Annotated in this window: 20 protein-coding genes and 1 tRNA gene; 1 reads left to right on the top strand and 20 read right to left on the bottom strand. The window is 66.3% G+C overall.

From position 1 onward, the window contains the following. Positions 1-368 precede the first annotated feature (368 nt). Complete coding sequence (locus tag CAL24_RS23965) at positions 369-551, top strand: hypothetical protein (RefSeq protein WP_141218052.1); 183 nt, start codon at positions 369-371, stop codon at positions 549-551. Between the two features lie 200 nt (positions 552-751). Here the strand turns inward: CAL24_RS23965 and CAL24_RS07935 are convergent. The 20 genes from CAL24_RS07935 to ndk all read right to left on the bottom strand — a co-directional run bounded on the left by CAL24_RS07935 (position 752) and on the right by ndk (position 22,316). After that, positions 752-830 (bottom strand) — tRNA-Ile (locus tag CAL24_RS07935). A gap of 7 nt (positions 831-837) precedes the next feature. Next, entirely contained in the window at positions 838-3,096 is a 2,259-nt protein-coding gene (gene rpoD / locus CAL24_RS07930) for an RNA polymerase sigma factor RpoD (protein WP_028353509.1), read from the bottom strand. A 590-nt stretch (positions 3,097-3,686) separates the two neighbouring features. Then, positions 3,687-5,753: a DNA primase gene (dnaG, locus tag CAL24_RS07925; protein ID WP_094806318.1), complete on the bottom strand. Its 2,067-nt coding sequence runs from the start codon at positions 5,751-5,753 to the stop codon at positions 3,687-3,689. 21 nt (positions 5,754-5,774) lie between these two features. Continuing rightward, positions 5,775-5,987 carry a 30S ribosomal protein S21 gene (rpsU, locus tag CAL24_RS07920; RefSeq protein ID WP_006218592.1) on the bottom strand — a complete coding sequence of 71 codons (213 nt, stop codon included), beginning with the start codon at positions 5,985-5,987 and terminating at the stop codon, positions 5,775-5,777. A 262-nt stretch (positions 5,988-6,249) separates the two neighbouring features. Continuing rightward, positions 6,250-6,801: a phosphoribosyltransferase gene (locus CAL24_RS07915; RefSeq protein ID WP_028353511.1), complete on the bottom strand. Its 552-nt coding sequence runs from the start codon at positions 6,799-6,801 to the stop codon at positions 6,250-6,252. Positions 6,802-6,906: 105 nt separating this feature from the next. Continuing rightward, positions 6,907-8,202 carry an adenylosuccinate synthase gene (locus CAL24_RS07910; protein WP_028353512.1) on the bottom strand — a complete coding sequence of 432 codons (1,296 nt, stop codon included), beginning with the start codon at positions 8,200-8,202 and terminating at the stop codon, positions 6,907-6,909. Between the two features lie 78 nt (positions 8,203-8,280). Next, entirely contained in the window at positions 8,281-9,438 is a 1,158-nt protein-coding gene (locus CAL24_RS07905; RefSeq protein WP_094806317.1) for an ATP phosphoribosyltransferase regulatory subunit, read from the bottom strand. A 186-nt stretch (positions 9,439-9,624) separates the two neighbouring features. Then, positions 9,625-10,512: a protease modulator HflC gene (gene hflC / locus CAL24_RS07900; protein WP_094806316.1), complete on the bottom strand. Its 888-nt coding sequence runs from the start codon at positions 10,510-10,512 to the stop codon at positions 9,625-9,627. An 18-nt stretch (positions 10,513-10,530) separates the two neighbouring features. Then, positions 10,531-11,817 carry an FtsH protease activity modulator HflK gene (gene hflK / locus CAL24_RS07895; protein WP_028353515.1) on the bottom strand — a complete coding sequence of 429 codons (1,287 nt, stop codon included), beginning with the start codon at positions 11,815-11,817 and terminating at the stop codon, positions 10,531-10,533. Beyond that, positions 11,759-12,889, bottom strand: coding sequence for a GTPase HflX (hflX, locus tag CAL24_RS07890; RefSeq protein WP_094806315.1), 1,131 nt, complete (start codon positions 12,887-12,889; stop codon positions 11,759-11,761). The genes hflK and hflX overlap by 59 nt, the downstream gene beginning before the upstream one ends. A gap of 81 nt (positions 12,890-12,970) precedes the next feature. Further along, the gene (hfq, locus tag CAL24_RS07885; protein ID WP_012248943.1) at positions 12,971-13,207 is read right to left on the bottom strand and encodes an RNA chaperone Hfq; all 237 of its coding nucleotides are present in this window, start codon (positions 13,205-13,207) and stop codon (positions 12,971-12,973) included. 128 nt (positions 13,208-13,335) lie between these two features. After that, positions 13,336-14,406: a histidinol-phosphate transaminase gene (gene hisC, locus CAL24_RS07880; RefSeq protein WP_094806314.1), complete on the bottom strand. Its 1,071-nt coding sequence runs from the start codon at positions 14,404-14,406 to the stop codon at positions 13,336-13,338. 3 nt (positions 14,407-14,409) lie between these two features. Then, a complete protein-coding gene (gene der / locus CAL24_RS07875) occupies positions 14,410-15,768 on the bottom strand; it encodes a ribosome biogenesis GTPase Der (protein ID WP_028353518.1) in 1,359 nt (452 codons plus the stop codon). Positions 15,769-15,790: 22 nt separating this feature from the next. Further along, a complete protein-coding gene (bamB, locus tag CAL24_RS07870; protein ID WP_094806313.1) occupies positions 15,791-16,948 on the bottom strand; it encodes an outer membrane protein assembly factor BamB in 1,158 nt (385 codons plus the stop codon). Between the two features lie 4 nt (positions 16,949-16,952). Then, complete coding sequence (locus tag CAL24_RS07865) at positions 16,953-17,591, bottom strand: YfgM family protein (RefSeq protein WP_094806312.1); 639 nt, start codon at positions 17,589-17,591, stop codon at positions 16,953-16,955. Between the two features lies 1 nt (position 17,592). After that, positions 17,593-18,879: a histidine--tRNA ligase gene (gene hisS / locus CAL24_RS07860; RefSeq protein WP_094806522.1), complete on the bottom strand. Its 1,287-nt coding sequence runs from the start codon at positions 18,877-18,879 to the stop codon at positions 17,593-17,595. A 57-nt stretch (positions 18,880-18,936) separates the two neighbouring features. Next, on the bottom strand, positions 18,937-20,223 hold the full coding sequence (gene ispG, locus CAL24_RS07855; protein WP_038853180.1) for a flavodoxin-dependent (E)-4-hydroxy-3-methylbut-2-enyl-diphosphate synthase: 1,287 nt from the start codon (positions 20,221-20,223) through the stop codon (positions 18,937-18,939). Between the two features lie 13 nt (positions 20,224-20,236). Continuing rightward, on the bottom strand, positions 20,237-20,722 hold the full coding sequence (locus tag CAL24_RS07850) for a helix-turn-helix domain-containing protein (RefSeq protein ID WP_094806311.1): 486 nt from the start codon (positions 20,720-20,722) through the stop codon (positions 20,237-20,239). After that, positions 20,719-21,864, bottom strand: coding sequence for a 23S rRNA (adenine(2503)-C(2))-methyltransferase RlmN (gene rlmN, locus CAL24_RS07845; RefSeq protein WP_094806310.1), 1,146 nt, complete (start codon positions 21,862-21,864; stop codon positions 20,719-20,721). Before rlmN ends, CAL24_RS07850 begins: the two co-directional genes overlap by 4 nt. 26 nt (positions 21,865-21,890) lie before the next feature. Then, positions 21,891-22,316, bottom strand: coding sequence for a nucleoside-diphosphate kinase (gene ndk, locus CAL24_RS07840; protein WP_028353525.1), 426 nt, complete (start codon positions 22,314-22,316; stop codon positions 21,891-21,893). Positions 22,317-22,427 lie beyond the last annotated feature (111 nt).

The raw sequence follows: 22,427 nt of genomic DNA, 5'->3' as shown, positions 1-22,427 counted from the left end.
ACGCCGTACGCGCCCGTACCGGAACGATCGACGTGCGTTGGTTCCATGGCTCCGATTAGTATCTGGGGCTGCGCAAGCCAAAGTGTGATGAAATGAAGAAGCACTTCCCGCCGCGCGGTATACCCCTATCGCCGAACAGGGACATGAACTGCCCGATTTCTTAATTTGTGCGAAGGAAACGCGATACGACACCAGGCTTGGGCACGCCGCATATTAGGCGTTAAACAGTTAGTCGGATGTCCTGTACGTTCTTTAACCACGAGCACGGCGCGCTCCCGATCGACCCACCTACAAACGTTCGCGTACGCCTGAAGTCCAGGCTTGCCATCAGCAGTTTGGTCGCATCCTTCGCCATGGATCGGGTGCGGATGGCTACACTGCTCGCAGCATTTATTGATATGCGCGCGAACGAGATTCTGTCGTTGAAATGGGATGATCAGGTCTATCTGGCGCAAGGCCAAGCTTCGGTGACTCTGGTCGCGCCAAATCGAAACGCACTCAAAGCATTTCGTCACTGCCGACGCCGTCACGATACCGTGGCGCCGGCTTGAGCACTGACCCACAACTGGTCTTTTCCCGCCAGCCGCGACTGAACCGTGAGGCTCGGGCCTCCCGCGATTCAAAGGTATGCCAACGTCGCCCCGCCCCCGCACCCGACCAACCACGCCAAACAGTCACATTTTGGTCACAGCAGGGCCAAAAAAAGCCGCCATTGCTGGCGGCGGCAATTCCTGATTTCACAGGTATTTTTTGGTAGGCCCCCTCGGAGTCGAACCGAGCACCAACGGATTATGAGTCCGCTGCTCTAACCAGGCATGAGCTAGAGGCCCAGGAAACTTACTGCCCTTCCAGGAAGCTCTTGAGTTTGTCTGCCCGGCTGGGGTGGCGCAGCTTGCGCAGCGCTTTGGCCTCTATTTGGCGGATGCGCTCGCGCGTGACGTCGAATTGCTTGCCCACTTCTTCCAGGGTCTGGTCGGTGCTCATTTCGATGCCGAAACGCATGCGCAGGACCTTGGCTTCGCGCGGGGTAAGCGAGTCTAGCACTTCCTTGACCACGTCGCGCATGGAACCATGCAGGGCCGCGTCCGAGGGCGCCAGGGTGGACGTATCCTCGATGAAATCGCCCAGGTGCGAGTCGTCGTCGTCGCCGATGGGGGTTTCCATCGAGATCGGCTCCTTGGCGATCTTCAAGATCTTGCGGATCTTGTCCTCGGGCATGTCCATCTTCTGCGCCAGGGTGGCGGGATCGGGCTCGGCGCCGGTTTCCTGCAAGATCTGGCGGCTGATCCGGTTCATCTTGTTGATCGTTTCGATCATGTGCACCGGAATGCGGATGGTGCGCGCCTGGTCCGCGATGGAGCGCGTGATGGCCTGGCGGATCCACCACGTGGCGTACGTGGAGAATTTGTAGCCGCGCCGGTACTCGAACTTGTCCACGGCTTTCATCAGGCCGATGTTGCCTTCCTGGATCAGGTCCAGGAACTGCAGGCCGCGGTTCGTGTACTTCTTGGCGATAGAGATCACCAGGCGCAGGTTGGCCTCGGTCATTTCGCGCTTGGCCTTGCGGGCCTTGGCTTCGCCGGTGGCCATGCGCTTGTTGACGTCCTTCAGGTCCTTCAGCGGCAGCACGACGCGGGTCTGCAGGTCGATGAGCTTTTGCTGCAGTTCCTGCACGGCCGGCACCTGGCGCTCGAGCGTCTCGGCGTAGGGCTGGCCCAGCGCGACTTCCTGCAGCACCCAATCGAGATTGGTTTCATTGCCCGGAAAGACTTTGATGAAGTGGCTGCGCGGCATGCCGGCGCGATCGACGCAGGTGTGCAGCACCGCGCGCTCGAGCTGGCGCACTTCTTCGACTTGCGCGCGCAGCGTGTCGGCCAGCTTCTCGACCATCTTGGCGGTGAAGCGGATGCCCATCAGTTCATTCAGGATGGCTTCCTGGGCCTTGATGTACGAGTCGGACTTGTAGCCTTCTTTCTCGTACGACAGGCGCATTTTCTCGAACTGCTTGGCAACTTCGTCGAACTTGGCCAGCGCCTTGACGCGCAGGTCCTCGAGCTGCTTGCTCGACATGCCACCGGCCGGACCGTCGTCGTTCTCGTCCTCGTCGGCGGTCACGCCCGCGCCGGCGTACTCTTCGCCGTCCTCGGGGTCCACCAGGCCGTCGACCACTTCGTCGATTTGCGCCTGGCCCTCGCGCACGCGCGTGACGTGGCTGAGGATCTCGTTGATGGTGGTGGGACATGCGGAAATGGCCATCACCATGTGCTTCAGGCCGTCTTCGATGCGCTTGGCGATTTCGATTTCGCCCTCGCGCGTCAGCAGCTCGACCGAGCCCATTTCACGCATGTACATGCGCACCGGGTCGGTGGTGCGGCCGAAGTCGGAGTCGACCGTGGTGAGCGCGGCCTCGGCTTCGTCCTCGACGTCGTCGTCGTTGGACGCGACCGGGGCGTTCTCGCTCATCAGCAGCGTTTCGGCATCGGGCGCCTGGTCGTAGACCGAGATGCCCATGTCGCTGAACGTGCTGATGATGCCGTCGATGGCTTCGGCGTCGACCAGGTCGTCGGGCAGATGGTCGTTGATCTCGCCGTAGGTCAGGTAGCCGCGGTCCTTGCCCAGCTTGATGAGCTGCTTGAGCCGGTTGCGACGGGCCTCGTATTCTTCGGGCGAGACGGGGCCGCGCGCGATCAGGTCCTTGGGGTCGGCCTTGCCGCGCTTGCCGCCGCGCTTGGGCGGCTTCAGGTCGGGCAGCACTTCGCCTTCGCCATCCATCGGATCGTCGAATGTATCGGCGTCATTGTTGGCGTTCTTGGCGGGACGGCCAGGGCGACGGCCGCTGGACGGACGGGCGCCGCCGACCAGGTCGGCCAGCTTGTCTTCGGCTTTCTTGGCGCGCGTCTTGGCGGCCGCCTTGTCGGTAGCCGCGGCCGGCTTGGCCGCCTTCTTGGCGGCAGTCTTGGTTGCCGTCTTGGAGACCTTCACGGCCGCCTTGGCAGGCGCCTTTTCCGCCGCCATGCTCACGGCGCGCTTGGCCGCCTTGACCGGGGTGTCGGCCGCATCGTTTGCAGGGGAGGTTTTGCCTGATGTTCTGGTCATAGTCGCTTCCGTGGTCGTCGCAACCCGTGATTGGGAGTCATTGCACCGCAAGGCCCGGTTGCGCGCGCCGAAGCGCCGCAACCGAGCCGATGCGGGTAAAACAGGCAAGCGCGCCGAAGCCGCGTGCGCCGCGTTGGCCGCAGCGCGGGCCCTGCCAGGCCCAACCGTCGTCCCTTCTGGCCGGCGGGCCCAGGGGCGTGCTGGTATCGCGAATTCGTTCGAACGGAGTTCGGGGCGTTGCGGGGGCTGTCGTGCCTGCGACAGGCTCTGTCAGCTTGAAGGGCCTGGCCCCAAGCTGCTTGCGATAGACACAGCTCCGTACCTGCAACGCTGCCAGCCAAACCTTCGCCGAACTGCGCAACTTGCCACCATAATGTAACAAACCCGGAGGGGCGGCTTCAGTATCATTCAGCCTGTTTCGTGCCGGCTCTGGTGCCATGATGGCGTGCTGACCAGCCCAACCCGGTTTGTTATCGTCTCTGCATGGCTTTCCGCCGAAGGCTAGCCCCCACGCGGAAAACCCGTTTCAAAATCGTGCCAGCGTAAAAAACAACTACAAAGCCGCTGGAAAACCTTTGATTCTACCGCATTCAGCGGATTCCACCACCTTTTAAGACTGTCAGACGCGCGGACAGTTCCTGGTAGCGCTCGCGCGCATCGTCCGAAGACAGCCCCGCGGCGGCCAATCCCGCCATTTCCGTACGCACGGCATCGAATTCGATGCGGCGCAGCGCGTCATCCCATTCGGCCTGGGGGTTCGGGAGGTCTTCCTGGGCCAGCAGGTCGGCACGCATGCCCTTCAACACCGTGGCGAGGTCGGAATCCGGCTCCGCGGCCTCCAGCAAGGCGCCCACGTGACGGGCACCGCTGGCCTGGGCCAGCATGATCAGATCCCTTACCAGTCCTAGATGGGGGCCCTTGTCCAGGACTTCAAGCTGCTGGTCGCCCATGCTGTCCACGAGCTCGGGATGCGCCAGCAGCAAGGCGAGCAGCCGCTTGGCCAGCGACGGCATGGCGCGCCGGCCCTCATAGCCGCCCACGTCGCCCTCGCGCCGTCCGCGCCACTCGCCCTTGCCTTTGCCCCTGCCCGGCTGCCAGTCGCCCTTCCTGCCGCCCTGCCAGTCGCTTTTTTTGCCGCCCTGCCAGCCGCGCTGGCCCCGGCCGCCCCAGTTCTCGCGGGCCGGCTCGCCGAACTCGGCCCCCGGCGGCGGACCATCGACATAGCCGGCATCCAGCGGCTCGTAGTCGAAATCCGGCGGCGGCCCGTCGAAATGCGGATAGTCATCGACCGGACCCGCGGCGGCCTGCGGCGCGGCCTTACCGGCGCCGGATGAGGCGGCCGGCGCCGGGGCATATGGCCGGGCCGGCGCCTGCGCGAGGATCTGGGCCATTTCTTCTGGCGTCAATTGCACCTGGCGCGCCATTTCCCGCTCGATCTGCAGGCGCAATGCGCATTCCGGAATGGCAGCCAGCAGCGGCCGGGCCTCGTGCAGGCAACTGGCCCGCCCTTCCGCTTCGTCGAGATTGTGGCGCGAGGCGAGTTCTTCCAGCAGGAAGCGCGACAAGGCCATGGCCTCGGTCAGGCAGGCCCGGAACGCCTCGGCCCCCAGCTCGCGCACGTAGGAGTCCGGGTCGTGTTCGGCCGGCAGGAACAGGAAGCGGATCGAGATATCGTCGCGCAGCACCGGCAGACAAGCCTGCAGGGCGCGCCAGGCGGCACGGCGGCCAGCCGCATCGCCGTCGAAGCTGAAGACGACCTTGTCGCTGGCGCGCAGCAGCTTCTTGACATGATCAGGAGTGGTGGCGGTGCCCAGCGTGGCCACGGCATTGGCAATGCCTTGCTGGGCCAGCCCGACCACGTCCATGTAGCCTTCCACCACGATGACCAGGCCTTCCTTGCGGATCGCCTGGCGCGCCTCCCAGAGCCCGTAGAGCTCCTGGCCTTTGGAAAACAGCGGCGTTTCGGGCGAGTTCAGGTACTTGGGCTCGCCCTTGCCGATGATGCGCCCGCCGAATCCGATGAGGCTGCCGCGCGCGTTGCGGATGGGAAACATCACGCGCTCGCGGAAACGGTCATAGCGGCGCCCGTCTTCCGATTCGATCACCAGCCCGGCTTCGACCAGGGTCGGATCATCGTAATTGTCGAAGACCTGGGCCAGCCCATGCCGGTCGGTGCCCGACCAGCCCAGGCCGAAATGGGCCGCGATCTCGCCGGTCAGGCCGCGCTGCTTCAAGTACTGGATGGCGGCCGGAGAGGCGCGCAATTGGCGCAGGTAATGCGCCTGCGCGGCGTCCAGCACCTGCGTATGGCGCGATTCCTCGGCCTTGCGGCGCGCGGATTCGGCCTGCTGGCGCGGGCTGCGGTTTTCTTCGGGGACTGTCATTCCCACCGAGGCGGCGAGCGTGCGCACGGCCTCGGGGAAACTTGCCCCCGTGTGCTCCATCAGGAACGTGATGGCGCTACCGTGCGCGCCGCAACCGAAGCAGTGGTAGAACTGCTTGGTGGGACTGACGGTGAACGAGGGGCTTTTTTCGTTGTGGAAAGGGCACAGGCCAAGCAGGTTGGCGCCGCCCTTTCGCAACTGCACGTATCGCCCGACGACGTCGGCGACGTCGACCCGGGCGAGCAAATCCTGAATGAATGATTCTGGAATCAATAGATTCTGGAATCGAAAATATCAATACAGGCGGGGCGGCAGTTGTTGGCTACGAATCCGCTTGTAGTGGCGCTTGACGGCGGCAGCATGCTTGCGCTTGCGCTCGGCCGTGGGCTTCTCGTAGAACTCGCGCGAGCGCAGTTCGGTGAGCAGACCGGTCTTTTCGATGGTGCGCTTGAAGCGGCGCAGCGCGGCTTCGAACGGTTCGTTTTCCTTCAGTCGGACAATAGGCATAAAGTGGCAGGCCTGGTTTGGAATAACAAAAAAGGTTGGACACACAGGACGCTTTGGCTTGGAGCCTGATCGGCACATTTGGCTTGATTGTTGTTCCAAACGGCCAAAACAGCAAATTTCAAGCCCCAAACCCAAAGGCGCGCCCTGGGGCAGTACCTAACGAGGTTTAGCGGTAATCCGCGAGTTTAGCACGCGGAGCCAGCTTTGGCGAGATCCTCAACGGAAAACCGGCTAGGCCCCCACGTTCGGCCAAATGTGTCCCTTATTCTTGGGTCGACGAAGAGCCTTTGCGGATCCAGGCTTCCAGCTGGTGCGGGCGCAGGCTGTCGTAGTCTTCGAACGGCTGGTGGATCCAGGGATTGGTGGGCAGCTTGGCGACATAGTAGTCCGGGGTGGCCTGCGAATGCCCTTTCCACCAGAGCACGGCGCTGCGCAATTCCGAGATTTCGGGGAATTGCTCCCGCAGATGGACCTGGACTTTGTTGAAGGTCAGGCCGGTGTCGACCATGTCGTCCACCAGCAACACCCGGCCGGCCGGCGCCCCGCGGGTGATGGTGATGAACTGCGCAATGTCGAGGTCGCCCTGCTTGGTGCCGGCCGCCTCGCGGTAGCTGCTGGTGGCCAGGATCCCCAGGGGCACGTCGAAAATGCGCGACATGACGTCGCCCACGCGCACGCCGCCGCGCGCCAGGCACAGGATCAGATCGAACTCCCAGCCCGATTGGTAGACCTGCAGTGTCAGGCGTTCGATCAGGCGGTTGTATTCATCCCACGTCACCCACAGGTGGCTGTCGTCGTTGGCGGGCACGCTCATGCGCTGTTCTCCTGAGAATACGAAAAGGCCGCTCACCGGCATGGCCGGCGGCGGCCTGGAAATGATAACCCGGCGGGCGGCGTGCCCGCACGCGGCGGATGGGGCTCAGCCCTTGAGCGGGTGGCGCAGGACGATGGTCTCGTTGCGGTCGGGGCCGGTGGACACCAGGTCGATGGGCACGCCGCAGACTTCGGCGACACGCTCCAGGTAGCGCCGCGCGGCCGCCGGCAGCTTGGCGTATTCCGTGATGCCGACGGTGGACTCGCTCCAGCCGGGCAGTTCCTCGAGCACCGCTTCGGCCTGGGCCACGGCGTGCGCGCCGTAGGGCAGCACGTCGCGGAATTCGCCGTTGACGCGATAGCCCACGCCGAGCTGGATGCTTTCCAGGCCGTCCAGGACATCGAGCTTGGTAATGCACAGGCCGGTGATGCCGTTCAGGCGCACGGATCGTTTGAGCGCGGCGCCATCGAACCAGCCGCAGCGGCGCGGGCGCCCGGTGACCGAGCCGAATTCCTTGCCGATGGTGGCCAGGCGGGTGCCGATTTCATCGACCAGTTCGGTGGGGAACGGCCCCGAGCCGACGCGCGTGGTGTAGGCCTTGGTGATGCCCAGCACGTAATCGAGCGACTGCGGCCCCACGCCGGCGCCCGCGGAGGCGGCGCCCGCCAGGCAATTGCTGCTGGTGACGAACGGATAGGTGCCATGATCGACGTCGAGCAACGCCCCTTGCGCGCCTTCGAACAGCAACTGCTGGCCGGCCTGCTGCATGGCGTACAGGTTGCTGGAGACGTCCTTGACCATGGGCGCGATGGCGGGCGCCAGCGCCATGGCCTGGTCGCGCACCTGCTCGGCCGACACGGCCGGGGCGCCCAGGTACTGGGTAAGCACGAAGTTGTGGTAATCGAGCAGTTCGGCGAGCTTTTCGTCGAACAGCGAGGGGTTGAAGAGGTCCTGCACCCGCAGCGCGCGGCGGGCGATCTTGTCTTCGTAGGCGGGTCCGATGCCGCGGCCGGTGGTGCCGATCTTGGCATCGCCCTTGCGGGCCTCGCGCGCCTGGTCGACGGCGATGTGGTACGGCAGGATCAGCGGGCAGACTTCGGAGATCTGCAGGCGCGAGCGGACGTCCAGGCCGGCGGCCTCGAGTTCTTCGATTTCCTTGAGCAGCGCCTCCGGCGACAGCACGACGCCGTTGCCGATGAAGCAGGTGACGCCCGGGTGCATGATGCCCGAGGGGATCAATCGCAGGATGGTCTTCTTGCCGTTGATCCAAAGCGTATGGCCGGCGTTGTGACCGCCCTGGAAGCGCACCACGCCCTGGACGGACTCAGCCAGCCAGTCGACGATCTTGCCTTTGCCTTCGTCACCCCATTGGGTGCCGATAACCACTACGTTCTTGCTCATTGTACGAATCGATATCGAGTTTCTCGGGAAATCCGGAAATCTCCCTGCGGCCCTCCCGTCGCCGGGAGGGAATCAGTTTTACAGCGTCCGGACCGTCCAGGCGCCGTCCTGCAGCGCCAATTCGCGGTCGCAGATGAATTCATCCAGGCTCTGCTCGTGGCCCGGCAGCACCTGGACGACGATTTCGCCCGCGCGGCGCAGCCGTCGGACGGCCTCGACCAGGGCGGCATCCTGCCCCCAGGGGGCCCGCACGGCGCGCGCCGGACCGGCGGGCGGCAGGCCGCGCGCCAGCTTGCGCAGGTCGAGGCTGAAGCCGGTCGCCGGCCGCGCCCGCCCGAAGGCCCGGCTGACGTCGTCGTAGCGGCCGCCGCTGACCAGCGCGTCGTGCCAGCCCTCGGCGTACAACGCGAAGGTCACGCCGGAGTGATAGCCGTAGCCACCGATGTCGGCCAGGTCGACGCCGGGCGTGACATCGGCGAGCGAATCGACGATGACCTGCAGGGCGTCGAGCGCCGCCGCCACCCCGGGCAGCAGCGGCAGGTCGTGGCGGGCCTGCTTGATGACATCCGGGCCGCCATACAGGGCGGGCAGGCGTTGCAATGCCTGCAGCGTGTCGGCGCGCATGCCCTCGGCCCGGGCGGCGAGCTCGGCCAGGCCGGGCACGTCCTTTTCGCGCAACAGCAGGATGATGTCCTCGGCCCAGGCCGCGGCGGCCGGGTCGGCGTCGAGGATGGCCCGCACCACGCCGGGATGGCACAGGTCGAGCCGCGGCTGGCGCAGGCCGGCCACCGCCACGGTTTCAAGCACCAGCGAAATGATCTCGAGGTCGGCCTCGAAACCGGCATGGCCGTAGATTTCGGCGCCGATCTGCAGCAATTCGCGGCTGGACAGGAGGTCGGCAGGCCGGGCATGCAGCACGGTGCCGCAATAGCACAGCCGGGTGACCCCGGGCCGGTTCAGCAGGTGCGCGTCGATGCGGGTGACCTGCGGGGTCATGTCGGCCCGCACCCCCAGGGTGCGGCCGGACAGCTGGTCGACCAGCTTGCACGTGCGCAGATTCAAGTCGCTGCCGGTGCCCGACAGCAACGAATCGATATATTCGACCAGGGGCGGCGCGACCAGCTCGAAGCCGTAAGTACGGTAAAGGTCGAGAAGCTCGCGGCGCAGTTCCTCGATGCGCCGGGCCTCGGCCGGAAGCACGTCGGCGAGGCTCTCGGGCAGCAGCCAGTTACCCATGAGTGTTTACCTGAATGACACCTGAAATGCGTGGGCAACGCCCAAAACGAAAGCGGCTGAGAGGGCGTAAGCCCGCTCAGCCGCCTGCGGAATGTTTTCTAGCTTACGCGATATTGTACATGGTTTACGCGTTCGTGCAGGGCGCCGGCCGGGCTGCGCCCTGCCCCGGCGGCGCCCGGCGGCCTGTCACTTGGCCGGGGCGGCCTGGCCGGTGGAGCTCTTCATGAACTGGAAGTATTCGGAGCTGGGATCGACCACCAGGACGTCGTTCGAATTCGAGAACGACGAGCGATAGGCCTCGAGGCTCTTGTAGAACGAGTAGAACGCCGGATCCTTGCCGAAGGCGGCAGCGTACAGGGCGCTGGCCTCGGCATCGCCCTCGCCCATGATGGTCTGCGACTTGGCATAGGCCTCGGCCAGGATGACCTCGCGCTGGCGGTCGGCCTCGGCGCGGATCTTCTCGCTCTCGGCCGCGCCGATGGAGCGCAGCTCATTGGCGACGCGGGTGCGCTCGGCTTCCATGCGGCGGTAGACCGACTCGGAGATCTCGGGAGCGAACTCGATGCGGCGCAGCCGCACGTCGACCACTTCGACCCCCAGCGGCTCGGCGCGCTTGGCGACCGTGGTGAGGATCTCGTTCATGATCTTGTCGCGCTCGGCCGACACCACTTCCTTGACGGTGCGCACGTTCACCGACGCGTTGAGCGAGTCGCGGATCTGCGCCTGCAGGCGCTCCTGCGCGGCGCGCTCGTTGCCGCCAAAGGTGATGTAGTACAGCCGCGGATCGGCAATGCGCCACTTGACGTAGGAGTCGATCAGCAGGTTTTTCTTCTCGGACGTCTGGATGCGCTCGGCGTCGGTCGACTCGATGGTGAGAATGCGCTTGTCGATGGTGACGACATTCTGGAACGGCGGCGGCGCCTTGAAGTACAGGCCGGGTTCGTTGATGACCTTGCGCACCTCGCCCAGCGAGAACACCAGGGCGTAGTCGCGCTCGCGCACGATGAATACGCAGGAAGACAGGGCGGCCAGCACGAGCAGGAGGCCGACCAGGACGGGCATGAAACGTTGCATGATGGGGTCTCCTCCGGGTTAGCGCGACATGCGGTCGCGGGTCAGCGTGTTGCCGCTGCCGTCGTTGCCGGAAGAGCTCGCTCCGGTGCTGCGCGGAGGGGGCTGCGGAATGGTGGGCTGGCTGGCGCCAGGCAGCGCGGTCGGCTTGACCGTCGCGTCGCGCGCGGTCTGCTGCATGATCTTGTCGAGCGGCAGGTACAGCATGTTGTTGCTGCCCTTGGTGTCGACCATGACCTTGCTGGCCCGCGAGAAGATCTGCTGCATGGTTTCCAGGTACATGCGCTCGCGCATGATCTCCGGCGCCTTCTGGTATTCGGCCAGGATGCTGGTGAAGCGCGCGGCGTCACCCGTGGCGTCGCCGATGACCTTGGCCTTGTAACCCTGGGCCTGCTCGACCATGCGCGAGGCCTGGCCGCCGGCCATCGGGATGACCTGGTTGGCGTACGCCTGCCCTTCGTTGATCTGGCGCTCGCGGTCCTGGCCGGCCTTGACCGCGTCGTCGAACGCGGCCTGGACCTGCTCGGGCGGCTGCACGTTCTGGATGGCCACCGTGCTGACCTGGATGCCGGACTGATAGCGGTCGAGGATCTGTTGCATCAGGTTCTGCACCTCGACGGCCACTTCGGTACGGCCCTCGTACAGGACGAAGTCCATGGGCTTCTTGCCGACGATCTCGCGCATGGCGGTCTCGGCGGCCTGGCGCACCGAGTCGTCCGGGTCGCGCATGTTGAACAGGTAGTTGGGCGCGCCGTCGGCCCGCAGGCGGTACTGAACCACGAACTGCATGTCGACGATGTTCTCGTCGGTGGTCAGCATCAGGGCCTCGGGCAGCACCTTGTTGCGCGAGCTGCCGCGGAAACCGACCTCGAACGTACGCAGTTGCGAGATGTTGACGGTTTCGTGGCTCTGGATGGGATACGGCAGGCGCCACTGGAAGCCGGCCTGCGCGGTGCTCTTGTACTTGCCGAACTGCGTCACCACGGCCACCTGGCCTTCCTGGACGATGAAGAAGCCGCTGGCCAGCCACAGCAGGACCAGCACCAGGGCAATGATGCCCAGGCCGATGCGGGTGCCGCGCGGCGACGGCGGAGTCATGCCGCCACGGTTGCCGGGCCGGTTGTTGCCGCCGCCCCCCTTGCGCCCGAACAGCGAGCCGATGCGATTATTGAAATCGCGCCAGACTTCGTCGAGGTCGGGCGGGCCGTCGCCATTGCCTTTCGGCCGCTTGGGCGGCTCCGAACCATTGTTATTGCCGCGACCCCAGCCCGGGTCGTTCAGATTGAAGATTTTGGTGATTCGAGGCATTGTTTCCCACAATCTGGCCGATCTCTGCAATTGCCCCGCGCAACGCATCCAGACCGGCGCGCTCGGTAGCGCTTACGAATACTCGCGCAATCGTACCATGGGCGTCACGCTCGACCCGCGGGGCCAGGCCCGCCCGGTCGATCTTGTTGTGCACCAGAATGGTGGGAATCGACCCGGCCCCGATCTCGGCCAGCACCTTCTGGACCTCGGCGATCTGTTCGTCGCGCTGCGGGCTGGCGGCATCCACCACGTGCAACAGCACGTCGGCGTGGATGGTTTCCTCGAGGGTGGCGCGGAAAGCGGCGATCAGGTTGGGGGGCAGGTCCCGGATGAAACCCACGGTGTCCGACAGCACCACCGACCCGGTGCCTTCGATCCAGATGCGGCGCGTGGTGGTGTCCAGCGTGGCGAAGAGCTGGTCGGCCGCGTAGGCTCCGGCCCGCGTCAGCGCATTGAACAGCGTGGATTTGCCGGCATTGGTGTAGCCCACCAGCGAAACCGACAACGCCCCGCCCCGCGCACGGGCGCGGCGCTGGGTGACCCGCTGGCGCTCGACGCGATCGAGGCGCTCGCGCAGCACCTTGACCTTGGCGCCGATCATGCGGCGGTCCATTTCGAGCTGCGATTCGCCCGGCCCGCGCATGCCGATACCGCCGCGCTGGCGCTCCAGGTGAGTCCAGAGACGGGTCAGGCGGGTGACCAGGTGCTGCAATTGCGCCAGCTCGACTTGCAGCTTGCCCTCGTGGCTCTTGGCGCGCAGCGCGAAGATGTCCAGGATGAGCGCGACCCGGTCGACCACCCGCAGGTTGAACTCGCGCTCGAGGTTGCGTTGCTGGGCGGGCGACAGCGGCTGGTCGAACAGGACGATGTCGGCCAGCAGCGCGCCGGCCATGGCGACGGCTTCCTGGACCTTGCCCGAGCCGATGAAGAACTTGGCGTCGGGGCGGTCGCGGCGCGCCGTGACGGTGCCGACGATCTCGGCGCCCGCGCCGCGCGCCAGCATGGCGAATTCGTCGGCATGCGCGGCGAAATCAGGGTTGCCGAGATCGACGCTGATGATCAGTGCGCGCATGCAGGCACCCCGCCACAGCGAAAATGCCCGCCGACACGGAACGTGCGGCGGGCAGGAAAAGGTACAGCCGGAGCGTGACGATTATTCAGCGGGCACATCCACCTGGAAATTGACGGCGCGCGCCGGAACGACCGTGGAAATGGCATGCTTGTAGACCATTTGCGTGACGGTATTGCGCAGCAGCACCACGTATTGATCGAAAGATTCTATTTGCCCTTGCAGCTTGATGCCGTTCACCAGATAGATGGACACGGGGACATGTTCTTTGCGCAGCGTGTTCAGAAACGGATCTTGCAGAGTTTGCCCTTTATTGCTCATTGGCCAGGCTCCAATTGTTTGTTTTGAGTGGTGGCAGACGCCGAAATATGTACTCTACAGGGTTTTCCCGGCCCGTGCCACTTGCCTAGAGGGGCAAATTCTTTCATAAGGTGTCAGACCGCGCGTCGTCAGCCGGCGAGGATGTTTTTCAACGCCTCGACCAAGCGCCCGCACTGCACCTCGGTGCCTACGGTGATGCGCAGGAACTGGTCGATGCGGGCCTGGCGGAAATGGCGCACGATGATGCTGCGCTCGCGCAGGGCCGCGGCCAGCGCCGCCCCGTCGTGGTGCGGATGGCGGGCGAAGACGAAATTGGCGGCGGATGGCAGCACCTCGAACCCCAGCGCCTGCAGGTCGGCGGTCAGCCGCGCGCGCGTGGCGATGACGGCCTGCCGCGTGCGCTCGAAATAGGCGGTGTCTTCCAGCGCCGCCACCGCTCCGGCCTCGGCGAGGCGGTCGATGGGGTAGGAATTGAAGCTGTTCTTGACCCGCTCCAGGGCCTCGATGAGCACCCTGCTGCCGATGGCGAACCCCACCCGCAGGCCCGCCAGGGAGCGCGATTTGGACAGGGTCTGGATTACCAGCAGGTTGTCATGCCGGGCCACCAGATCCACCGCCGATTCGGCCCCGAAATCTACATAGGCCTCGTCGACCACCACGACGATATCGGGATTGGCGGCGACGATGCGCTCGATGTCGGCCAGCGGCAGCGCGCGGCCGGTGGGCGCATTGGGATTGGGCAGAATGATGCCCCCTGCCTCGCCCGCGGCCGGCAGGTAGTCTTGCACATCGATACAGAATTCCTCGGTGAGCGGCACCGTCTGGTAGGCGATCTGGTACAGCCCGCAGTACACCGGATAGAAGCTGTAGGTAATGTCAGGGAAACGCAGCGGCCGGTCGTGCTTGAGCAGGGCCTGGAAAGCATGCGCCAGGACCTCGTCGGAACCGTTGCCGACGAACACCTGGTCCGGCTGCACGCGGAAATTGGCAGCGATGGCCTGGCGCAGCCGGTCGGAGCCCGGGTCCGGATACAGCCTCAGGCTGTCGTCGCAGGCATTGCGGATGGCCTGCAGCACCTTGGGCGACGGGCCGGCCGGATGTTCGTTGGTATTGAGCTTGACCAGGTCCTGCAGCTTCGGCTGTTCGCCCGGCACGTAGGGGCTGAGCGTCCCGACCACGGGACTCCAGTAGCGGCTCATGGATCAGTTTTCCTGCGCGTAGGGGTTGCGCGACGACTTGAATTCGATGCGCAGCGGCGTACCGGCCAGCTTGAAGACATCGCGGAAGCGGGTTTCCAGGTAGCGGCGGTAGGAATCCGGGATGGCGTCCAGCGCGTTGCCGTGGATGACGATCAACGGCGGATTCTGCCCGCCCTGGTGGGCGTAGCGCATCTTCGGCCGGAAGATGCCCTTGCGCGGCGGCGGCTGCTGCTCGACGGCGGCCTGCAGCGCGCGGGTCAGCTTGGGCGTGGGCAGCTTGGCGAACGCGGCGGCATGCGCGGCCACCACCGACTTGAGCACCGGCTTGATGCCCTGCCCTTTCAGCGCGGAAATGGTGTGGGTGGGCGCGAACGACAGGAACCGCAGCTTGCGATGGAATTCGCGCTCGATGCGCTCGCGCTGGTCGGTATCCAGGCCGTCCCATTTGTTGATGGCCACGACCACGGCGCGGCCGGTCTCGAGCACGAAGCCGGCGATGTGGGCGTCCTGTTCCGACACTTCGGTCTGGGCATCGAGCATCAGCAGCACGACATTGCTGGCCTCGATGGCCTGCAGCGTCTTGATGACCGAGAATTTCTCGACCGCCTCGAACACCTTGCCGCGGCGGCGCAGGCCGGCGGTGTCGATCAGGGTGTACTTGCGGCCATCGCGCTCGAAGTCGATCTCGATGGCATCGCGCGTGGTGCCCGGCATGTCGAACGCGATGACGCGGTCTTCGCCGAGCAGGGTATTGATGAGGGTCGACTTGCCGACATTGGGGCGGCCGACGATGGCCAGCTTGATGCGATGGTCGGGGGGGAGGTCCTCGCCAGCCTCCGCCGGCGCTTCGGGCTCCGGCTCGACCAGGCCCTGCAAGGCCAGGCCGATGAGATCGACGATACCGTCGCCGTGCGCCGCCGAGATCGGGTATGGCTGGCCCAGGCCCAGCTCGTGGAATTCGCCAGTGGCGCTGCCCACGCCCATGCCCTCGGCCTTGTTGACCGCCAGCACGACCCGCTGCTGGCCCGATTTGCGCAGCAGCTGGGCGATTTCGTGGTCGTGCGCATTGACGCCGGCCCGGGCGTCGACCAGGAACACCACCACATCGGCCTCGGCGATGGCCTGGCGGGTCTGGCGCGCCATTTCGCGCAGGATGCCGGACTTGGCCACCGGCTCGAAGCCGCCGGTATCGATGACGATGAAGGGCGTGTCGCCCACCCTGCCCTCGCCGTAGTGGCGGTCGCGCGTCAGGCCGGAATAGTCGGCCACCAGCGCCGCCCGCGAGCGCGTCAGGCGGTTGAAGAGGGTCGACTTGCCCACATTGGGGCGGCCGACCAGAGCGACGACGGGTTTGAAGGACACGGTGAGGCTTGCGAAGTTAGGTTCAGTTGGTGCCGATCAGCACGAGGTTGCCATTGCCGGTCTGCACCAGCACGCCCCGCTGCGTGGTCTGCGGAGGCGAGACGATGGCGTCGCCGCCCACCGACAGGCGCGCCAGCAGACGGCCGTCGCTGCGCGACAGGAAATGGACATAGCCGTCCAGGTCGCCCACCCCGACGGCTTCGCCCAGCAGCGCCGGCGAGGTCAGCTTGCGGTTCTTGAGCGCGGACTGCTTCCAGACATTGGCGCCGCTGTCGAGCGCGAACGCGTTGACGACGCCGTGCTGGTCCGCCGCATAGGCGAACCGGCCGTCCAGCGTCATGCCGCTGGAGCTGGAGAAATCCTTGGCCCAGATCGGGCGGCCGCCCTGGGTGACATCGAAGCAGACGATGCGCCCCTGGTATGCCACGGCGCACAGCAGGCTGCCGGCGATGCGCGGCGCGCCCACTACGTCGGTCAGCCGCTCCAGGTCGCTGGCGCCGCGCGGCGTGGCGACCGTGCCTTCCCATTGGACGTTGCCGCTGCCGACGTTGATGGCCAGCAGCTTGCCGCCGGGCAGGCCGGTGATGACCAGGCCCTCGGCCATGACCATCTGCGCGCTGCTGCGCAGCGCCAGCGCGGGCCCCGGCCGTTGCAGGCTCCAGAGCCGCTCGCCGGTTTCGATATTGAACGCCTGGATGCGGTAGTCGCCGCTACGCACCACCGCCACGCCATAGCCGACCACCGGCGCGATCGAGACGTCGCTGGTGGCGCGCGCCTTCCATTTGACCTTGCCGGTGTCGTCGAAAGCGATCACGTCGCCCAGCGGCGAAGCAACCACCGTGGTGGTGCCGTCGCTGCCCGCGCCGGCCGACAGCTTGGTGTCGGCCGAAGCCTTCCAGAGCACCTTGCCGCTGGCCAGGTCGACCTTGGCCACCGAGCCGTCGGGCGTGGCCGCATAGACCGCGTCATTGACCACGGCGGGCACGAAGCCCAGGCCGGAGCCGCTGCCGATGGAGGTGGACCAGACCGAGCGCACCGACATGCCGGGCGCGTATTCGGTCAGCGGCGTGGGTTCGTAGCGGTCGTCGTTGCTGGAAAACATCGAGCAACCGGACAGGGCGAGCAGTCCGGCGACCAGGGCGGCGCCGCGCCAGGCGCGGCCATGACGGAAGATACGCATACGTTCAGGCTCCGCTCAGGGCATCCAGTTTGAGTTGCACGGCTTGCCGCAAAGGGTCGGCGGCATCCAGGCTGTCGAGCGCGGCCTGCCAGGCCTTGCGGGCCTCTTCATGCTTGCCCTGGGCGGCCAGGATGTCGCCGCGGCGGTCCGCATAGAGCGCGGCGAACGCGGCCGGCGGATTGTTCAGCTGGGCCAGGGCGGCATCGTATTGCTTCTGATCGAGCAGCAGCCCGGCCAGCCGCACCCGCGCCACCGGCTGCAGGGCCGGATGCTTGGATTGCGCGGCCAGCCATTCGAGCTGTTCACGCGCGCCGGCGAGATCGTCCTGCTCTTTCAGGGCATGCGCCGCCACCAGGGCGCCGCGTGCCGCATAGCCGGTGGAAGGATAGTCGTCGCGCAGCGTCGAGGCGGCCGCCTTGATGCGCACGGCGGCGTCGGCCCCACCCAGGCGGGCGGCGTCTTCGAGCGCCTCGAAGTACCCCATGGCCTGATTGGCGCGATGGGTCTGGTAGGCCTTCCAGCTCCACCAGCCGCCCCAGGCCAGGGCCACCGCGGCCGCCAGCGTGAGCACCAGCGTGCCGTAGCGCGCCCACCACGCCTTGAGCGCGTCGAGTTGTTCCTGTTCTTCGAGATCGTATGCCATGCTAACCCTTGGATTTCAAAACGTCGGCCAACCTGTCCAGCGGCACTTGCTGCTGCGCGGCTTCGCCAGCCGGCTCGGCGCGCAGGTACTTGACGCTGGCGGTCTGGGCGGCCACTTCATCGCCGCCAAGGATAACCGCAACCCGCGCCCCGCTGGCATCGGCCCGCTTGAACTGCGACTTGAAGCCCGCCGAGCCCGCGTGCACGATGACGGCCAGGCCGGCATCGCGCAACTGCTCGCCGACGCGCGCGGCCAGGCGCTGCGCGTCCTCGCCCTGGTGCACGATGTAGACCTCGCATTCGGGCGTGGGCGTGGACGGCACGCTCTGTTCCCAGAGATCGAGCAGGCGCTCCATGCCGATGGCGAACCCCACCGCTGGGGCCGGCTTGCCGCCCAGCAGTTCGACCAGGCCATCATAGCGTCCGCCGCCGCACACGGTGCCCTGCGCGCCCAGACGGTCGGTGACCCATTCGAAAACGGTCAGGTTGTAGTAGTCGAGCCCGCGCACCAGGCGCGGATTGAGGCGGTATTCGATACCCGCGTCCGCCAGGCGCTGGCACAGGCCGTCGAAATGGGCGCGCGATTCGTCGCCCAGGAAATCGAACAGGCGCGGGGCGCTGTCGGCCATGGCCTGCATGGCCGGGTTCTTGGTGTCCAGCACCCGCAGCGGGTTGCTGTACAGGCGCCGCAGGCCGTCTTCGTCGAGAATGTCGCGGTGGCGCTCGAGGTGCTCGATCAGCGCGGCCCGATGGGCCGCGCGCTCGGCCGGCTGGCCCAGCGAATTCAATTCGAGGCGGACGTCGGTCAGGCCCAGCAGCTTCCACAGGCGCGCCAGCATGACGATGAGCTCGGCGTCGACATCGGGGCCGGCGAAACCCAGCGCCTCGACGTCGATCTGGTGGAACTGGCGATAGCGCCCGCGTTGCGGCCGTTCGTGGCGGAACACCGGGCCGATGCTATAGACGCGCTGCGGCCGGTCGTAGAGCAGATTGTGCTCGATGCTGGCGCGCACCACCCCGGCGGTCATTTCGGGCCGCATGGTCAGCGAATCGCCATTGAGCGCATCCGTGAAGGTGTACATCTCTTTTTCGACGATGTCGGTGACCTCGCCGATGCCCCGCGCGAACAGGCGCGTATGCTCGAGAATGGGGGTGCGCACATTGCGGTAGCCGTAGCTGTGCAGCCAGTCGCGCACGATCTGTTCGAATCGTTCCCAGCGGACGCCGTCACCCGGGAGTACATCGTTCATGCCGCGGATCGCGGCGACTTTCTGGAAAGCTTGCGTCATCTTCATCATGCCGCAATGGCCCGCAACGCGGCGCGCCTGGCGGCTCAGCCCTTATTTTTAGTGAGTGGCCGACGCGCCGTAGCGGCGCGCGACGTAGTCTTCGACAATGGTCTGGAACTCTTCGGCAATGCGGTCGCCCTTGAGGGTGACCGTGCGCTCGCCGTCGATGAACACGGGCGCGGCCGGCACCTCGCCGGTGCCGGGCAGGCTGATGCCGATATCGGCATGGCGGCTTTCGCCGGGGCCGTTGACCACACAGCCCATGACCGCGACGTTCATGCTCTCGACCCCGGGGTAGCGCGTCCGCCACACCGGCATCTGGCGCCGCAGGTACGACTGGATGCTGTCGGCCAGTTCCTGGAAGAATGTGCTGCTGGTGCGCCCGCAGCCCGGGCAGGCCACGACCATCGGCGTAAAGGCGCGCAGGTTCATGGTCTGGAGGATTTCCTGCGCAACGATGACTTCGCGCGCGCGGTCCCCGCCGGGTTCGGGCGTGAGCGAGATGCGAATGGTGTCGCCGATGCCCTGCTGCAGCAGCACCGCCAGCGCGGCGGTCGAGGCGACGATGCCCTTGCTGCCCATGCCGGCCTCGGTCAGGCCCAGGTGCAGCGGGTAGTCGCAGCGCGCGGAGAGGTCGCTATAGACGGCGATGAGATCCTGCACGTGGCTGACCTTGCACGACAGGATGATGGCATCGCCGCGCAGGCCGAGTTCCTCGGCGCGGCGCGCATTGCTGATGGCCGAGACCACCAGCGCGTCGCGCATCACCGCCTGGGCTTCCCAGGGTTGGGCGCGGCGGCTGTTCTCGTCCATCTTGCGCGCCATCAGTTCGTGATCGAGGCTGCCCCAGTTGACGCCGATGCGTACCGGCTTGTCGTAGCGGCAGGCCACTTCGATCATCTGGGCGAAATTGTCGTCGCGGCGCTTGCCGCCGCCCATGTTGCCGGGGTTGATGCGGTACTTCGAGAGCGCCTGCGCGCAATCGGGAAACTGAGTCAGCAGCTTGTGGCCGTTGTAGTGGAAATCGCCGACCAGCGGCACCGACACCCCCATGCGGTCGAGCTGCTCGCGTATGGCGATGACTTCGCGCGCGGCCTCCGGGGTGTTCACCGTGATGCGCACGAGCTCGGAACCGGCCTGGGCCAGTTCCTTGACCTGGATGGCCGTGGCAATGGCATCGGCGGTATCGGTGTTGGTCATGGATTGCACCACGACCGGCGCCGGACCGCCGATGGTGACCACGCGGTCGCCCCACTTCACGGCGACCGCGCGCGTCGGCCGGCGCGGCGCGGCGCCCACTTCGGGCGGCGGGGCATCTTGGCAGGGCGGGGACGGCTCTTGCATGCGTATACCGGGATTACGAGTTCAGCGGCGAAAACCAGGGCAGCCAGTCCGCGGGCAGCCAGCCCTGCCAGAAAGCATACGCCACCAGCACGGCCAGCAGTGCCGCGATGACCAGCAGCCAGCCCCACGGCATGGAGGAGCGGTCGTCATCCGACGAAGAAATCGGCACCGGCACGGTGTGCGCCAGGCGGCGCCCCGGGGCGCCCGCCGGCGCGGCGGCGATCCGCGATTCGAGCGACGCCACGATGGCCGGCGCGTCGGCGTCCAGCAGGCGCGCATAGCTGCGGATCAGGCCGCGCAGCGAAACGCCGGTCGGCAGCTTGGCCCACTGCTCGCTCTCGAGCGCCTGGATCTGGCGCGCCGAGAACTTGATGCGGCTGGAGACTTCGTCGAGCGACCAGCCCTTGGCCACGCGCAGCGCGTGCAGCGCCTGGCCGACGGACGGCGCCGCCGCGGGCGATTCGGTTCGGGGGACTGCCGGATCGAGGTCCTGCGTCATGCCTGTACCTGTGCGATGGGAATGGTCCGGGCGGCGTTGCGCTGGGCGACGCGGGTGCGGTCGCGCACTTCGCCCGCGAGCTGGCCGCACGCGGCGTCGATGTCGTCGCCGCGGGTCTTGCGCACCGTGGTGACGATACCGGCGTCCATCAGGCGCTGGGCGAAGACCTTGACGCGGGCGGCCGGCGAACGCTTCAGGCCCGAGGCCGGAAACGGGTTGAAAGGAATCAGGTTGAGCTTGCAGCGTACTTGCCGGGCCACCTGGATGAGTTCCCTGGCGTGCTGGTCGGTATCGTTGATGCCGTCCAGCATGCAGTATTCGAACGTGATGAAGTCGCGCGGCGCGAAGGCCAGGTAGCGCTCGCAGGCGGCGAGCAGTTCGGCCAGCGGGTACTTCTTGTTGAGCGGCACGAGTTCGTCGCGCAGCCCATCGGTAGGCGCATGCAGCGAGACGGCCAGCGCCACCGGGCAGTCCTGCGCCAGGCGGTCCATCATGGGGACCACGCCGGAAGTGGACACCGTGACGCGGCGGCGCGACAGCCCATACGCGTTGTCGTCCAGCATGAGGCGCAGGGCCGGCACGAGCTGGTCGTAGTTGAGCAGCGGCTCGCCCATGCCCATCATGACCACGTTGCTGACCACCCGCGTATCTTCGCCGCGCCCGCCGCCCAGCCGCGCCGTGCCGGCATCGGCCTCGAGCACGCGCTTGGCCCACCAGAGCTGGCCGATGATCTCGCTGGTGGTGAGATTGCGGTTGAAACCCTGGTGGCCCGTGGAGCAGAAGCGGCAATTGACGGCGCAGCCGGCCTGGCTGGACACGCACAGCGTGCCGCGGTCGTCTTCGGGAATGAAGACGGTCTCGATGGCATTGCCCTGGCCCACGTCGAACAGCCACTTGCGCGTGCCATCGGAGGAGCGCTGCTCGGTGTTGACCGGCGGCGCCTCGACGCGGCAGCGTTGCGCAAGCTGGCCGCGGAAGTCGCGGGCCAGGTCGGTCATGGCGTCGAACGAGTCGGCGCAGCGCTGGTGGATCCAGCGCTGCAGCTGGCGGGCGCGAAACGGCTTGCCGCCCCATTGCCCGACCAGGTCGGACAGGGCGGCGCCATCGAGGCCCAGCAGATTGACGCGTTCGGCGGTTTCCATGGAGTGCTGTGGGAAAAGTTACCCGATCAACGGCTGTGGATGTTGATTTCGGGGAAGAAGAACGCCACTTCGACGGCGGCGGTCTCGGCGGCGTCGGAGCCGTGCACGGCATTGGCGTCGATGCTGTCGGCGAAGTCGGCGCGGATGGTGCCCGGCGCGGCCTTCTTGGGATCGGTGGCGCCCATCAGGTCGCGGTTCTTCTGGATGGCGCCCTCGCCTTCCAGGACCTGCACGAACACGGGGCCCGAGACCATGAAGTCGACCAGGTCCTTGAAGAAGGGGCGCTCTTTGTGCACGGCATAGAAGCGCTCGGCATCGGCGCGCGACAATTGCTGCATGCGGGCAGCGATGACCTTCAGGCCGGCGCTTTCGAAGCGGGCGACGATCTGGCCGATGACGTTCTTGGCCACGGCATCGGGCTTGATGATCGAGAGGGTACGTTCGACGGACATGAGAACTCCAGACTGGGTTTGACTGTTTTTCGGTTGATCGGGGCGCGAAAGCGCGGGCGGAACCGGCATGCGGAGCCCGCCCCGGCGCCGCGCTCCGGGACATGGATTCGA

It is taken from the genome of Bordetella genomosp. 2 (genome assembly GCF_002261345.1).
In the GTDB taxonomy this organism is placed as follows: domain Bacteria; phylum Pseudomonadota; class Gammaproteobacteria; order Burkholderiales; family Burkholderiaceae_B; genus Bordetella_A.
Note: the sequence above shows the minus strand (reverse complement) of the source record. Positions and strands in the feature narration are given on the sequence as shown.